The 16728-nt window shown below is 27.5% G+C and carries 12 protein-coding genes; 3 read left to right on the forward strand and 9 right to left on the reverse strand.

The features are described from left to right. The first annotated feature begins 72 nt into the window (after positions 1-72). Positions 73-1008, forward strand: coding sequence for a hypothetical protein (locus NMG68_RS03830; RefSeq protein ID WP_255034649.1), 936 nt, complete (start codon positions 73-75; stop codon positions 1006-1008). Here NMG68_RS03830 and NMG68_RS03835 read toward each other — a convergent pair. The 9 genes from NMG68_RS03835 to NMG68_RS03875 form a co-directional block, all read right to left on the reverse strand. After that, entirely contained in the window at positions 995-1792 is a 798-nt protein-coding gene (locus NMG68_RS03835) for a TatD family hydrolase (protein WP_255034650.1), read from the reverse strand. The genes NMG68_RS03830 and NMG68_RS03835 overlap by 14 nt on opposite strands. A gap of 2 nt (positions 1793-1794) precedes the next feature. After that, positions 1795-3141: a tRNA uridine-5-carboxymethylaminomethyl(34) synthesis GTPase MnmE gene (mnmE, locus tag NMG68_RS03840; protein ID WP_255034651.1), complete on the reverse strand. Its 1347-nt coding sequence runs from the start codon at positions 3139-3141 to the stop codon at positions 1795-1797. Between the two features lie 6 nt (positions 3142-3147). Next, positions 3148-3930, reverse strand: a complete 783-nt coding sequence (locus NMG68_RS03845; RefSeq protein ID WP_255034652.1) for a DNA polymerase III subunit delta' — start codon at positions 3928-3930, stop codon at positions 3148-3150. Further along, the gene (gene tmk, locus NMG68_RS03850) at positions 3917-4552 is read right to left on the reverse strand and encodes a dTMP kinase (RefSeq protein WP_255034653.1); all 636 of its coding nucleotides are present in this window, start codon (positions 4550-4552) and stop codon (positions 3917-3919) included. The genes NMG68_RS03845 and tmk overlap by 14 nt, the downstream gene beginning before the upstream one ends. A gap of 25 nt (positions 4553-4577) precedes the next feature. Then, positions 4578-5843, reverse strand: coding sequence for a serine--tRNA ligase (gene serS, locus NMG68_RS03855; protein WP_255034654.1), 1266 nt, complete (start codon positions 5841-5843; stop codon positions 4578-4580). A gap of 35 nt (positions 5844-5878) precedes the next feature. Then, positions 5879-8461, reverse strand: a complete 2583-nt coding sequence (gene gyrA / locus NMG68_RS03860; RefSeq protein WP_255034655.1) for a DNA topoisomerase (ATP-hydrolyzing) subunit A — start codon at positions 8459-8461, stop codon at positions 5879-5881. A 19-nt stretch (positions 8462-8480) separates the two neighbouring features. Further along, positions 8481-10427, reverse strand: a complete 1947-nt coding sequence (gene gyrB / locus NMG68_RS03865) for a DNA topoisomerase (ATP-hydrolyzing) subunit B (protein WP_255034656.1) — start codon at positions 10425-10427, stop codon at positions 8481-8483. Positions 10428-10622: 195 nt separating this feature from the next. Further along, a complete protein-coding gene (locus NMG68_RS03870) occupies positions 10623-11591 on the reverse strand; it encodes a J domain-containing protein (protein WP_255034657.1) in 969 nt (322 codons plus the stop codon). Positions 11592-11594: 3 nt separating this feature from the next. Beyond that, on the reverse strand, positions 11595-12770 hold the full coding sequence (locus NMG68_RS03875) for a DNA polymerase III subunit beta (RefSeq protein ID WP_255034658.1): 1176 nt from the start codon (positions 12768-12770) through the stop codon (positions 11595-11597). 2624 nt (positions 12771-15394) lie between these two features. On the opposite strand from NMG68_RS03875, the gene NMG68_RS03880 reads away from it, so the two are divergent. Continuing rightward, positions 15395-16210: a ParA family protein gene (locus tag NMG68_RS03880; protein ID WP_255034659.1), complete on the forward strand. Its 816-nt coding sequence runs from the start codon at positions 15395-15397 to the stop codon at positions 16208-16210. Beyond that, complete coding sequence (locus NMG68_RS03885) at positions 16200-16724, forward strand: hypothetical protein (RefSeq protein ID WP_255034660.1); 525 nt, start codon at positions 16200-16202, stop codon at positions 16722-16724. The genes NMG68_RS03880 and NMG68_RS03885 overlap by 11 nt, the downstream gene beginning before the upstream one ends. The last annotated feature ends 4 nt before the right edge of the window (positions 16725-16728 follow it).

A 16728-nucleotide genomic window follows, 5' to 3' on the forward strand; every position in this document is an offset into this window, starting at 1 on the left:
CTTTAATTTAAATATTTTCTGTTTAAGTTTTATTGATTCAATTAATGATAAGAATATTAAAATATATATGATATGTTTGCTTGCAGTTTTGATTTTAGTGCTTGAAAAACTTGGGAGTACCAACGAAAATATTCTGCATTTGATTTTATTTTTAATCTCATTTGTTTGATATTATTTTCGATTTTCGTTTCTTTCCCTTGACTTTTAAGAAAACCTGACGATACACCTAATATCGGTTTGCACTCACCTGTTTTTTGGATCGGGATTAGTGCTTCAATTTTATTTGGAAGTGTGATTATTATTAATTACATTTTTTCAATCATAAACTTAAGTAAAATTAATAAGGAATACATTAAAGCTAAAAGACTTAACATAGAAAATGATAAGGATCTTAAAAGATTATTTAATGTAATTCAATATGCTTGATGATTCTTTTTCATTTTTATCGCACTAAATAAAAGATTGAAAGAACCTTATCTTAACTTATTAATATGATCAGTTTTGCGAGCTGAAATTATTTTTATTAATCAGATTGAAGAAAAATATATTGTTAAAAATAACCCTAAGAAAAAGTATCTGGAAATAAAAGCTCAAAATATCAGAACCAGTGATATTCTTAATGATATACGCGAAGAATTTAAAAAACTTAATAAAACAGCTGAAATTGATCAAGTAAGAGTTTATAAACTATCGCAAAAAACACAAAATGCTTTAGTGATTTATGACCCTAATCAAAATCAAGAAAACCAAGCAAGAAATTCGGTAAAATCCCTGACTGGTAATGTTAATCCTGATTATAATAACTTAAGAACTAATAATTCTGGTGGAGCAAGAAATAACAAAAATAATAAAAATACGCAAAATCAGCGATATAATAATTACTCAAATGATCAATATCACAGTAATGATCAAAGAGGTTATTACAACAACCAAAATAATGGATCAGGATATCGCCCTAAACCGATGGTTAATATGGTTGAAAAAAGAAAAATGCCTAATGCATATTAGGTTTAAATAAATTAAAAGCGTTATTAAATATGAGTTGTTGAACTTGTTCAAAACTCATATTTTTTAATTCTGCAATCTTTTCAATTGTGTATTTTAAATACAATGAATTATTTTCTTTACCTCTGAAAGGATGAGGTGTTAAATAAGGAGCATCGGTTTCTACCAATAATTCATCATTTTTAATTAACGGGATTACTTCTTGCAAAGCCTTTGCGTTTTTGAATGTAACAATACCTGGGATTGAGTAATATTTCTTTATATTTTTCAATAAATTTTCGATTAAGTTAAATGTTTTTAAATCTTGAGAAAAGCAATGAAAAATGATAGGAACTAATACTTGTTTAGCGTTTAAATAATCAACAATTTCTTGATGAGCATTTCTAATGTGAAGCATTAATGGTTTTTTATATTTATTAGCTAATTCTAAATGCATATCCAAGAATTCGTATTGCAACTCTTTGTATTCGTCTGTGTAATAAAAATCTAAACCACATTCACCTATAGCTACAATTTTGTTGTTAGGATTTGATAGCAGTTCTTCGAACTTCATTTTAACGACATTAATGTCGTGTTTTTGAACATCATTAGGATGAATAGCTAAACAAGCAGAACAATTAGGATATTTCTTAGCTATTTGATCAGCTAATACACTATCCTCTAAGCAAGTACCAACAACATTGATATAAATGTGTTCATTATCAAAATCTTTTATTAATTTATCTGATTTATCGAATAATTCTGGTGAGTTTACATGACAGTGTGTGTCGTATGATTTATATTTCATGATTATTTACCTAGACAAAAGTTTTTAAATATTTCATCAATCAAATTGTAATCTTCGTATTCAGATAATACTTTTAATAATGCGTTATTAGCTTCATTTAAGTGTTGAATCACAATATCGTGAAACTGATTTTTATCTTCTAATATTAAATTAATATTGTAAAGTGCTGTTTGCAGTAAATTAATTTGTCATTCTTGTTGAAACATACTGTCCTGTTTGTTTTCATCATTAAAAATTGCTAAGCATTTTTCTTGTAAATAATCGGTTAAATCGCTTATTTCATCATTTTTAGCACTTATTTTTATTTTTACTTCACCAGTGTATTGGGTAGGATCAAATTGATCTACCTTATTACCAACAAGAACAAATTCTTTTTTGTTTTTAATTAAATACTTATAAATATCTGTTTTGTTGTACTTTTCATAATCTTTTAAATCCAAAACATAAATCACAAAATCAGATTTATCAATCATTTCATAACTCTTAGTTATTCCTATTTGTTCTATTTTATCGTTACTTTTTCTGATTCCTGCTGTATCAATAAGATTTATTATCAATTGATTGTTTAAGATTATTTGTCCTTCAACTACATCCCTGGTTGTACCCGGGATATTTGTTACTATTGATTTTTGTTCTTTTAAAAAAGCGTTTAATAATGAAGATTTTCCTGCATTTGGTTCGCCTACTATCGCTACATTTATACCTTCAGAATTTTTTCTTAAATTAATAGATTTATTAACTATTCTTGTTAGTTTTTGCCGTATATTTTCTAAATTTCTAAATTCTTCAATTAATTCTTTTTTCTCATCTTCGTACTCAGGATAATCAATAGCTATTTCTACTAAACCTATTAATTTAAAAATCTCTAATTGAATACTTTTTATATCTTTAGAAAATGATCCACTTAAAGCATTAATACTTGCTGAATGGCTTAATGAATTTTTAGAAAAAATTAAATCATGAATTGCTGTTGCCTGATTTAGATCTATCTTTTTATTAAGATAACTTCTTTTAGAAAATTCTCCTTTTTGAGCTAGGTGCAATCCATGTTTATTTAACAATCCCATTATTTTGTTAACAACAAAAATACCACCATGACAATTTATTTCAATAGAATCTTCTCCTGTAAAACTTTTAGGAGCTACAAACTTCATTAATAAGACATCATCAATAATTTGATTACTATCTATAATCTTGGCATGTTGAATTTTATAACCTTCTTTGGTTATTTCTTTGTTTGTAATCTTATTAATAACTTCATATGTATCAGGGCCTGAAACTCTTATAACTTGAATCGCGCTATTATATGGTGCTGTCGCTAATGCATATATTGTCTCGTATTTTTTCATCACTATTTAATCAAGAATGCTTAACAAAATTGCGTTCTTAGAAAGATTTAAATTTAAGTTATCTAAAATTGGTATTAATTTATTTTTTTTATTAAAATCACCGGTAAATATTAAATAATTTAATATCAAACTAATTTCGTAATAATCCAATTTTTCGAACAAATTTCTGATCTTCATTATATGATCAAAATTCTTGTTTTTGATATCTAATAAATTTATTAAATCAAGTAATTTATAAATATCTTTAAAAGATTCATATTCTAAAATATCATCATAACTATAAAAAATTGATTTGATAATTTTTAGTTCTTTAGGTTTATAGTTATTTTTAAATTGAACTTTTTCGTTATAAGTTTTTGTTGAATACCTAACACATCTACTAACAATTGTATCTAAGATACCGTATGGCTTTCTGGTAGTTAAAATCCCTATGGTATTGTCTTTTGGTTCTTCTAGAAACTTAAGCAAAGAATTTAATGATTCTTTGTTTGCTTTTTCTATTTGGTTAATGATATAAATTTTTAATCCTCTATTTTCTAGAGCAGTATCACTAAATTTATTCTGGATATTTATAACATCCTGTTTTTTAATAATGTTATTTTTAGGATAGACCTTGATTAAATCATAGTATCCATTATTAATGATTTTTAAACATCATTTACATTTTTTACATGGTTTATTTTCTTCTAAACAAATAATATTAATCAAATATTGTTGTAGATATTTTTCTAAATAGCACCCTTTATTTTCATATAAAAGAACTGGTGTATATTTGTTAGTTAGATCCATGATTTTTAACAAAAGAAGTAATTATATTTAAAGCTTGTTGATAAACTTGATCTAAATCAAGTGAAGCATTAATTACTTTAATATTATGGTTATTTTTGTAAATATCTAAATAAGCATTTCTTACTTTATGAACTCGTTCTTGCGTATATGTATCTAAGTGATTCATTGTGCTACGTTGAGATATTCTTTTAGATGCTATTTCAGGTTCAACATCAAATATTAGGGTTAGATCAGGTTCTAATCCATCAACAACAATTTTATTGATTTCTTTAACTTTTTCATAACCTGCACCTTTTATTTGACCTTGATAGATTCAAGATGACATTACAAAACGATCGCAAATAACGATCTTATTTTCGTTAAGTGCAGGGATAATTTTCTTTTTAATATGTTCATTTCTAGAAGCACTAAATAATAACGCTTCTGTTAATGGATCGGAATTTGATAGATTCATAATCAATTCACGAATTGGTTCAGATGCTTCACACCCTCCAGGTTCACGTGAATAGATTATTGGTTGAGAATCTATTGAAGAATACTCTTCAGACATTCTTTTTATAAAAGAACTCTTACCAGAGCCGTCAACTCCCTCAATAACAATAAATACCCCTTTGTTTTTCATGTCTATCTATTTACTATATCTTTTTTTATTTTATATATTCTCTATTATCAAAATATTTTAATAAAGCTTTTGGAATCTTAATTGACCCGTCTTTTTGTTGATAGTTTTCAACAATAGCAACAAATAAGCGATCATGAGCTAATGCGCTAGCATTAAGCGTGTGTACATAACGGTTCTTTTTAGATATCGAATCTTTGAATTTAATATTAGCTCTACGAGCTTGGAAATCACCACAATTAGATATAGAAGAGATTTCACGATATTTATTTTCAGAAGGAATTCATACCTCTAAATCATATGTTTTAACAGCGCTAAAACCCATGTCACCAGTACATAAAACAATTCTTCTATAAGGTAATTCTAATAGTTCTAAAATCTTTTCAGCATCACGAGCCATTTCTTCATGTTCTTGTTTAGAGCTAGAAGGATGAACTATTTTTACTAATTCAGTTTTATAGAATTGGTGTTGACGAATCAAACCTTTAGTATCTTTACCAGCACTCCCAGCTTCAGATCTGAAACAAGCAGTAGAAGCAGTGTAATATTTAGGTAAATCAGCTTCATTAAGAATTTCATTTCTGTGAAGATTTACTAATTGAACTTCTGCTGTTGATGCTAAATAATAATTAGTACCTTTTAACTCAAAAACGTCTTCAACAAATTTAGGGAATTGTCCTGAGCCGTAATAAGAATCTTTATTAACAATTACAGGTGGTAGGTATTCTTCGTATTTATCCGAATTAACATCTAAACAAAATTGTTGAATTGCACGCATTAATCTAGCGCCATCTTTTTTGTAGATTGAAAAACGAGATCCTGTGATTTTAGCAGCTATATCTAGTGAGATAATATCTAATTTAGTAGCTATCTCATAGTGAGCTAAGGGTTTGAAATCAAAAACAGTTGGTTTTTTTGATTTATATACTTCCTTATTTTCATTTTCATCTTTACCAATCGGAACATCATCAGTTGGTAAATTCGGTATTCTTTCGTAAATATAATCAAATTGTTCTTTTACTTCATTATATTTAGCTTCATTCTTTTCTAATTCAACACGTAGGTTTGCGCCTTCTTGAATTAGTTTTTTTCTTTCAGAATCTGATTCTGCAGTAGCTACTTTTTTTGCGTTTAAATTCTTTTGTTCGTTGATCTTTTCGATTGATTTAAGTAATGTACTTAATTGTTTTTCTAAACGCAAGAATTCGTCGTATCAATCTAAATTAAAAGATCTGCTTTTAAGCTGTTCTCTAATCTCCTTTGAGTTAGTTTTTAAGAGATTTTTGTCTAGCATAATGTTTAATACCTAATTATTATTTTGTAATTTTTTTATTCTTCATTAGAACCATCGTTTTGTTCGTTGTTTTCTTCATTAGTATTTGATGATTCAGTGTTATCTAATGAATTGTTTTCTTCTTGTTGAGATGGATTAGAAGTTGGTGTTTGCGATTCATCTTCTTCAACATCAAAGATTGCTACAGATTGAAGAGTTTCTTTTTCATTCAATGAAATTAATTTAACGCCTGAAGTGTTTCTTCCTTGTTCTGAAACTTCTGCTAATGGAACTCTTACAATCTTACCTGTTGATGAGATCATTAATAATTCTTCATTACCATTTACTAATTGTGTATTGATTATATTACCAGTCTTAGGAGTTACTTTTATTGTAATAACACCTTTTGAACCTCTGTTAGTCATACGGTATTCTTGGCGATCAGTCATCTTACCAACACCGTTTTCACAAACTGCAAGCAATAAATTACCTTGATTAGATGACGATAAACCAATAACTTCATCTTTAGGATCTTTGAATTTAACCCCGATCACACCTTGAGCAGCTCGACCCATTGATCTAACAGTATCTTCTTTAAATCTTACTAATAATCCTGATGAAACACCTAAATAAATTTCTTCATCACCTGAAGTTTTAATTACTTTAAATAAGCTATCATTTTCAGTTAAAGTGATAGCAATCTTCCCGTTATTTTGAATACGTGAGAATTCTGAAGCTTGAACTCTTTTAACTGTACCTTTTTTAGTTGAGAAGAAGAAATAACCACTATCATAATCATTAGTTGATAATAATGACATTAGTTTTTCATCTTTTTCAATGCTAATTAAGTTAATCGCAGGAATTCCTTTAGAAGTTCTAGAACCTACTGGAACTTGATGTGCTCTGATACGATAAACCTTACCATAATTCGTAAAGAATAATAAATCTGAGTGAGTTGAACATACGATTAATGATTCAACGTCATCGTCCTCGTAAGTGTTCATACCTTTAACACCAACACCACCACGGTGCTGTAGTTTATAAGCACTTATCGGTATTCTTTTTAGATAACCTTTAGATGATCTAGTAATAACTACAGTTTCAACCGGAATTAGTTGTTCATTGTCAATAGTTGAATTTAAACCATAACAAATCTTGGTTCTTCTTTCGTCACCAAATTTGTTATCAATTTCATCTAATTGTTCAATAATAATCTGAATTCTTCTTTCTTTACTTTGTAAGATTTCTTCAAGATTTTTAATTAATTCTCGTAACTTCTCTAATTCTTTTTGTAAGTTTTCACGTTCAAGACCACTTAGACTTCTTAAACGCATATCAAGAATAGCTTTAGCTTGTAACTCACTTAGTTCATACTTAGATATTAAAGTTGTCTTAGCATCTTCATTATCTTTAGCATTTTTAATAATTTCTATAACATCGTCAATATTGTTAGTAGCAATCACTAAACCTTCTACAATATGAGCTGAAGCTTGCGCTTTTTTCAATTCGTAACTTGTTTTTCTTAGTAAAATTTCGAATTGATGATCAATGTAAATTTGTAATGCTTCTTTTAAATTAAGAACCTTAGGTTGGTTATTAACTAAAGCAAGCATTGCAACCGAAAAGTTTGTTTGTAATTGTGTAGATTTGTAAAGTTGATTTAATAAAACTTCTGGTATAACATCACGTTTTGTTTCAATAACAATGCGAATACCATCACGGTTAGATTCATCACGTAAATCTGCAATTCCTTGGATTTGTTCAGTTTTAACTAAATCAGCAATCTTGTTAATAAGATTTGCCTTATTAACCATATAAGGAATTTCTGTAATAATAATGTTGTTTTTATTATTTGATAATTCTTCTATTTCTGATTTAGCACGAACTGAAACAGAACCTCTACCGGTATTGAAGTATTCATTAATTCCAGCTTCACCTAAGATTTCAGCAGCTGTTGGAAAATCTGGTCCTTTAACAAATTGTTTAAGATCTTCAATAGTTGCATCTTCATTCGTTAATAAATACTTAATCCCACCAATTAATTCACTTAAGTTGTGAGGCGGAATGTTAGTTGCCATCCCTACAGCAATCCCACTTGAACCGTTAGCTAATAAGTTCGGAAATAATGAAGGTAAAACTGTCGGTTCTTGTTCTGAAGCGTCATAGTTATCAACAAAATCAACTGTTTCCTTATCAATGTTACGTAACATTTCAGCTGATATTTTTGATAATCTAGCTTCAGTATATCTCATAGCCGCTGCGCTATCACCATCGATCGAACCAAAGTTACCGTGCCCGTCAATTAGCATATAACGCAATGAGAATGGTTGCGCCATACGAACCATTGTTTCATAAATAGCGCTGTCACCATGAGGGTGATATTTCCCCATAACATGCCCTACGATTTGAGCTGATTTTCTATACGGTTTATCGTGAGTTAAACCTGAAGTGTATGCCCCATATAAAACTCTACGGTGAACTGGTTTTAATCCGTCACGAGAATCTGGTAAAGCTCTGGAAACAATAACAGACATGGCATATTCCATGAATGATGTTTCAAGTTCTTTGGTTATTGATGCTTCTTTTACTACTGTTTTATCTAACAGTTGTTTTATATTATTTTTGTCGTTATGATTCATTGATTAAACCTAAGTAATTCTAAAAATCAATATTCTTAACTAATTTAGCATTCTTCTCGATGAAATCACGACGTGGCGAAACTTCATCACCCATAAGTAATGAGAATGTTTTATCAGCGTTAGCAGCGTCATTAATAGAAACTTTTAATAAAGTTCTTCTTTCAGGATCCATGGTTGTTTCTCACAATTGAATATCATCCATTTCCCCAAGCCCTTTATAACGTTGTAATTCATAACGAGCATTCGGGTTTTCTTTCTTTCATTGATCTAATTGTGCGTCCGAATAAATGTATTTATTATTCTTACCTTGACTAATACGGTACAACGGAGGTTGCGCGATATATACGTGTCCTTTTTCAATTAAAGGATACATGTGTCTGAAGAAGAATGTTAACAACAAGATACGAATGTGAGCGCCATCGACATCTGCATCGGTCATTATGATGATTTTGTTATAACGAATTTTTTCAAGAGAAAACTCGGGATTTACACCAGCACCGATTGCTGTAATTAATGTTCTAATTTCTTCGTTTTTAAAGATCTTTTCGTGGTTCGCTTTTTCAACATTTAGAACCTTACCTCTAAGTGGTAAGATTGCTTGGTAAAAACGATCACGACCAGATTTAGCTGAACCACCAGCCGAATCCCCTTCGACTATGTATAGTTCAGATATTTCCATATCCTTTGTTGTACAGTCAGCTAACTTACCTGGTAAAGAAGCTGATTCAAAAGGAGATTTACGAGCTGATTCTAAGGCTGCTTCTGAACGTTTTCTTGAAAACATTGCCGAAACTGCTTTAGATGTTATTATTGATGCTTCTTCTGGATTTTCTAAAAAGAATCTTTCTAATAATTCGGAAACTACTGTATTAGTAAATTCTCTTACTTCAGTGTTTCCTAAACGATCTTTAGTTTGACCTTGGTATTGCGGCTCTGAGTGTTTTATCGAGATAATTGCTGTTAAACCTTCGACAATATCTTCTTTTGAAATCTTACCATCAGTTTCCTTGATAAATTTCTTTTCTAAAGCGTAACGATTAATAATTTTATAAAGAGCGTTTCTAAACCCTTCTTCGTGGGTGCCGCCTTGGTTTGTGTGAATATTGTTACAGAACGAATATGTTGAATTGAAATAACCATTTGTGTATTGAAAAGCTACTTCTAATAACATTGTTACTTCTAAATTTCTTTTAGGTAAAGTAACCTTAGTTTTTTGCTCTCCATAAATGATTTGAGGAATAATTGGTTCTTTAGATGCATTTAAATACTCAACGTATTGTTTGATTCCACCTTCATATAATCATTCTTGGTTATTTTTCTTATCTGATCTTTCATCATTAAAGATGAATTTAATACCTTTATTTAAGAATGCTAATTGTTGCATTCTGTCAGATATTACAACTTCATCAAATTCGAATTGTTCCATAACGCTAAAATCAGGAACAAACTGAATTCTTGTTCCTTGTTTTTTATCATCTGAACCAATTTCTTTAAGTGAATCTAATGGAATTCCACCATCCTTAAATTCCATAAAATGAATTTTATTTTCACGGTTTACTCAAACTTTGAATGAAGAGCTTAAAGCATTAACTACAGAAGCACCTACCCCATGAAGACCACCTGACATTGAGTAAGAATCACTATTAAACTTACCACCGGCATGCAGAATTGTTAAAACGGTTTCTACTGTAGATTTTCTTGTCTTTTCGTGAATGTCGATCGGAATACCACGACCATCATCTTCTACTTCTACTAAGTAGTTATCCTTCAATGTAAGTTTAACGGTTGTACCAAAGCCTGCCATCATTTCATCAACAGCATTGTCAATGATTTCTCAAATCATATGATGCAGACCTTTCTGGTCTGTAGAACCAATGTACATACCAGGTCTTTTTCGAACAGCTTCTAATCCTTCAAGGATCGTAATATTCTCAGAGCTATATTCGTCTTTTTTTATGTCGCTCACTTTTTGCTATCTCCTAGCTAAAACACATAAATATTACACATAAAATAAAAGAATATTACTTTTAATTGAAAATCATCATTAAAAGTAATCTATATTTTGTGAGTAAAGTTATCCATTTTTTAAATTATAAAAAAGGTGAATTTTACCTAAATCCAGACCCTTTCATAATATGCTATATTATACCATATGGCAAACTTAACTATTGAACTGGTAGGTTTTGTAATTAAAGATTTTGGTGTTAGGATTTTTGTTATTTTCACTAGGCACTAAGAATCATAAACTGGTTTTTTCGTTGTTTAAAATACTCGAGAAAATCTTTAATCGTTTTTCAACTCTAGGCACAACTTTGAAGTGAACAATTAAGTCACCTTGTCATCCAAGTGCAACGTTACCTTTTCCAAAGAATTCTGATACGTCACCTGTCTTAGTGTTAGGTGGAACTAAGAAAGCATAGTTTCTAAGTTCTTCATGTCAAATTTCATAACTTCGGTTTCTATTAATAACTTTAATTTTGATCGGGATATTAACAGTACGTTGGTTATTAATTTCATCTTGAGTTACTTCGATGATCGCTTCAATGTTGAAGTATTTTTTCAAGATTAATCATGAACTGAAGTCATAGCGATGTTTTAGATAATCGATCAATTCGTTTTTAGTAACGTTGTACTTAATAACATCTTGGCGATTCATCAATCTCGTAACAAGATTATTAGGAATACTAAAGCTATTATCTAGTTCAAAGAAAGAACAAGATATATCGTAATCTAAAAATGCACCTAATCCGTCAATCGAAATGTTGTCAAACTTATTGTATTTTTGATACTCTTCGTAATAAAAGTTTGAAGGATTGAAATCTCATTGCTGAGTTAAGCTAATATTTTTAGTGAAATTCTCGTGTCATATTTCAGCACCCGAATATTCGTAAGTAATACCGTCAGATGAAAATTCAAAAGTCTTAGAATTTTCGTTTTCTAACATCAAGTCGTATTTTTCACGTTGTTCAGCGTCTGAAAGAATAGAGTATGCATTGTTTATTTGAACAAATTTATCATGCCCGTCTTTGTTGATATCAGGATGGTATTTTTTTGCTAATCTTTTGTAAGAGGATTTTATCTCACTTAATGTTGCGTTTTCGCTGACTTCTAACAATTCGTATAATGTCATATTTTAATTTGTTGATGAAGGGGCTAAAACCTGTATAAACTTAAGTTTAAATTGTTCATTATTTTTTTCATAAACTTTAAGTATATGAGCAGATATAGCAGGTTGTAAGAATAGTTCAAAAACTATATCTTTAGATTCAAATGATTTGATGTGGTCGTTCAAGAAGAAAGGGTTGATGTTTATATCGATGCTTTCACCTTGAAACTGATTAATATCGATTTCTGAATTATATGAAGCAATATCTAAAGACTTAGTTGATATCTTTAAAACGTTTTTAGTGATTTCGAAATTTGCTTCAACGTTATTCTTACCTTGATCTGATAAAGATAATACCCCAGTTAATGAATGAAGTTCGTTACTAATAAGATCTTTATCCACAACAAAGCTACAGCAAGTTTCACCAGAATTTAAGATTCTCTTGAATTCAGGGTATGGTTCGTTTTGAATTCTTAAGTATAAAACGAATCTGCCATTAGTTAATACAACCTTATCACTCTTGCTATTTATTTTCAACAGTAGTTCATCTTTTTCTTTCAAGAATGAAGCCACGTAAGAAAGAGATGATGCGTTAATTGAAAAATTGAATTTAGTTTCTTGGGCATCAGCCGTATTACCAACTTCGTAATAACAAGAAGATAGTTTGATTGTGTCAGATCCTGTAATTCATATATTCATATCTTCAGGATCTTTTTGGAAGTTAATAGCTGCGCTTATTGAGTTCTTGTTGGTTTGGATAGATGTTGAGTGCATCACCTTCTTGATACTCTTAGCGAATAAGAAACTGTCAATATCGATAACGCTAAATTTAGAATCATCTATTTCAATGTCCGGATAAGATACATCCTCTTCTAGACTTAATGAGGTTTGTGTTTTAGCGTACTTGATAATTAACTGATTATCTAGCTTAGCAAAAGTTACAGTATCTGAAGTAATCGATTGAATAACGGTAGATAACTTTTTGGCATTGATAATAAATTCACCTTCCTCTTCAACATCAATGTCATCCTCAATTTTGTAGATAGAAGATACCTGACCATTACTTGAGTAAATCTTACAACCCTTGCTATTAACTTTAATAAGCAAGTTTTTTAAAACAAGATCTAGGTTGTTGTCTGAAGCAAAGTTACTTGAAAACTTAATTGCCTCTAAAAAAGAATTTTTGTTTGTAAAGAATTTCATTTCTTATATTTTACTTTTTAAATTTTTATTATTAGCTTTGCGAATTGTGGATAAGTCTGTGGATAATCGACTATTTTTTCTGCTTATTTTAGCTACATTAAAATATAAATATTTTAATGTAATTATACTAGCTTTTTTTGAAAAATTCAAGTATTATATATAAGTAAAATCTAATAACTTTTAACTATATTACTATGTAATATAGTTAGCTTAAAAATTATAACAGACATTTTTTAAATTTTTAATAAAAACACTAAAAACAGCAGTTTTCCACACCTAAAACCCTTTAAAATCAATGTTTTTGAATAAAAAATAAGTGAATTAGGTACTTTATAAGGTGTTTTTATTACCTAAAAGCACCAAAACACACTTCTTACAGATCAAACACTAAGCCAGAATGAATCCATCTAACCCTATGTCATTAAACTTGCATAAAGCATAGTTTTTTTAGTTAAACAGGCTTAATATTATAACAATATTACTATTAATAATAGTTTTTTAATATTAAAAAAATATTGTTATTTTAACCGTAATTTTTTAGAAAAATATTAGAAAAGACTATTACAAACAGTAAAACATTTTTTATAAAAAACTATATTAAAAAAAATAATACAGAAATATATCAATAAATATATGATAAATAACAATATTAAAAGGCTATTGTTATTTTTATAAGATAAACACAAGAGCTTATCTATTAATGGGATAAAGAATAATACGAAGGTAACAATATTATTAAAGTATTACGGCAATAAAGCGTTAAGTAATTATCAATAGCATTCACAATATTCAAACAATATTATAAGAATATTATGAATAAATTAACCAATAATCCTTAATATTACAACAATATTATAAAAATATTGTTCTCTAAAAATTAACAATAAGTCTTAATATTAAAGTAATATTATTAAAATATTGTCGTCCAATTAAATTATTAATAAGTATCGATACTACAATAATATTATTAAAATATTGTTCATAATATTATTTTAATAATCCTTTATATATCAATAATATTATAAAAATATTATTATAAAACCCTTTATTTATAAACAATATTATTTTAATACTAAAAAATAAAAAGAAAAGTATTAATTGAAGTAGCTATTATAAATCAATATTATGTGTATAGCGGTTAAAAAAGAGATATACTAAAACAATATTATATTAATATTATTAATATTCCCGACTATTTTTATAGTTTATTAAATAACTTTATCAATAAGATTAATATTAAGACATATTAGTCTTATTAAAATAATATGAAAATAATATTATTGTATTTTTCTTATTAGTTTTGTTTGGTAGTCAATAAACAATGATATTTTGATAATATTAAAAAAATATTGTTTATTTATTAATAGCTGATAATAGACGAATAATAATCAATATCAACAATAGAATTAAAAGTAATATTAAAACAATATTATAAAAATATACTCAATAGACAAGATATAAAAGTAAATATAAACAAATAATATTAATTTAATATTGTTTTTATTTTAAGTGTTTAGTAAGTATTTAAAGCTTATTATTTAAATAATATTATTAATATTCTTAAATATGGATATAGTTTATAAAAGACCTAAAACAACATAATATTATTTAAGTATTGAATACGAATAATAAATACTAAATAGATATTTTATTAATATTAAACGGTTTATATGAACGGAATATTTAAATAATATTAAAATAATATTGTTATTTATAGGTAATAAATATTAATCATTAATAGGTAATCTTAAAATATAGCGATATACGGCGTATATAAATGTATTGCGACTGATAATAGTAATGACCAATGATTTACTATTGATTAAAGAATAAGATCACTTAAAGCTAGTGTATAATAATATATTTATAATATTAATTTAATATTGTAATAAAAAACCGGATATTAGCTATTATTAGAGCAAAAACAGGATAATGTATTCAATATTAAAACTGATATACGTAGCACAATATTATTTAAATATTATTTAAGAATCTCAAAATATAAGCTCAATATAGACAATATTAAAACAATATTACATTTATTAAAATATAGTGAACAATATAGAAATGTCACAATACTAAAACAATATTATTAAATAATGCTAAATTATCATTAGTTTTATTGAATATTACAAATAACCTTATCTCGAAACAAACTTAAACATAAGCTCTTAAAAATAAAGCTATTTATAGAAATAAATCCTAAAACATTATTAACTATGACTTTAAAAAACAAAATTGAATAGTAAAAGATAACATTTAGCTAATCTAGCTCAAAATAATTAAATAATACTATTGCTACAGCCCTTTAAAAGGTTTTTAAAAACGAAATAAAACAGCTTAATTATTTTCTTGATATGTTTTGTAATTAAATTTATTAACTAAAACTATACGAAAAGATATAAGAAAATATAAGAAGATTATTAAGAATATATACCACTCATAATATTTTTTTAATATTAATAAAATATTGTTAAAAATACCGTTGAATATTAAAAATATTGTTGTTTTTAACAATTAATACCATATAAGGTTATTTTTATTTACTTATAAAGGTTAATACATACAATAATATTATTTTAATATCAATATTATATTGTTATAATATTATTAACGATTAAACTATGATCATATCATTCATTAATAATAAAGGTGGAGTTTTAAAGACTACATTAGCAACCAATATATGCGCAGTGTTTTCTAAATTCTTTCCTAAAACAAGATCTGTAATTGTAGACCTTGACGGTCAAGGTAATGTGTCTGCAACATTCGGGCAACACCCTGAAAGATTAAAAAATACTCTTATCGATATTTTTAGAGGTGAAAAAGATATTGATGACTGTGTATTAAATGTATTTACTGGTATAGATATACTTCCTTCTAATCATGAACTAAGTTTCGTTGATATGGATGTAGCTAGAAAAGAATACAAATTATCAGTAATAAAAAATATTATTGAGAAATTGGATGAAACTTATGACTTTGTATTCTTAGACACTCCTCCAGCAATGTCTACAATAGTTTCAGTATCAATGCACATATCTGATGTTATTGTTATTCCGTTTGAACCTGATCAATATTCTATATTAGGTTTATTAAGAGTTATTGATACTATTGAAACATTTAAAGAAAGAAACGAAGATTTAAAGGTATTAGTGGTACCAACTAAAGTTAATGTTAGAACGAAACTACATAACGATATCTTAAGTATTGTTAAAACTAAAATAAATAAAAAGAACATTCCTTTAAGTAAAAACATTGTTTCATTTACCACTAAATCTTCAGCATCAGTAGGTTATGAAAAATTACCAATTGTTCTAATTAATCAAAAATCTAAGTATCAACAAGAATATATCGAAATAACTAAAGAGATTATTAATCTAATTAGAGAAACAATTAAAGAAAAGAAAGAGAGAGAAAGTAAACAAGATGGAGAATAATAAAAAACCTAAGAAAAAGGAAAAAAGATTTACTGATCTTAGTGCTGACTTAGATGATGATCTAACAGAAGTTGATCCTGAGTACGAAGACGATAAAGAAGTTAAAATCGAAAAGAATAAGGATAATAACTTAATCGACCCTAATGATCCCTTCTTTTATTCTGAAACTTACGAACAAACAAGAATCGATCTCATAAAAGATAAAAGAAGAGAAGAAAAGAAAGAAGAAAAAAGAGAACCAAAAATAGAAGAAATTAAAGAATCGCTGGTAAAAATAACTAATTCTGAATATAAAACTGAATACAAACCTGAACAAAAAGAAGAAAAAGAATCTAAAGATGTTTATATAGATTCAAGTTTAGAAATTGCTGGACAAGAGCCTTTAACAAGAGGTATGCATTTTTATACAAATTCACGTGTTATTAGAAAAATAAGAGAATGTGCTAAAAGTAAAGGTTTAAGTATATCAAGATTAATAACAATGATTCTTGATAAAAGTATTAAAGAAGAATAGAATA

The organism is Mycoplasma bradburyae (assembly GCF_024338845.1).
GTDB classification, from domain to species: domain Bacteria; phylum Bacillota_I; class Bacilli_A; order Mycoplasmatales; family Mycoplasmoidaceae; genus Mycoplasmoides; species Mycoplasmoides bradburyae.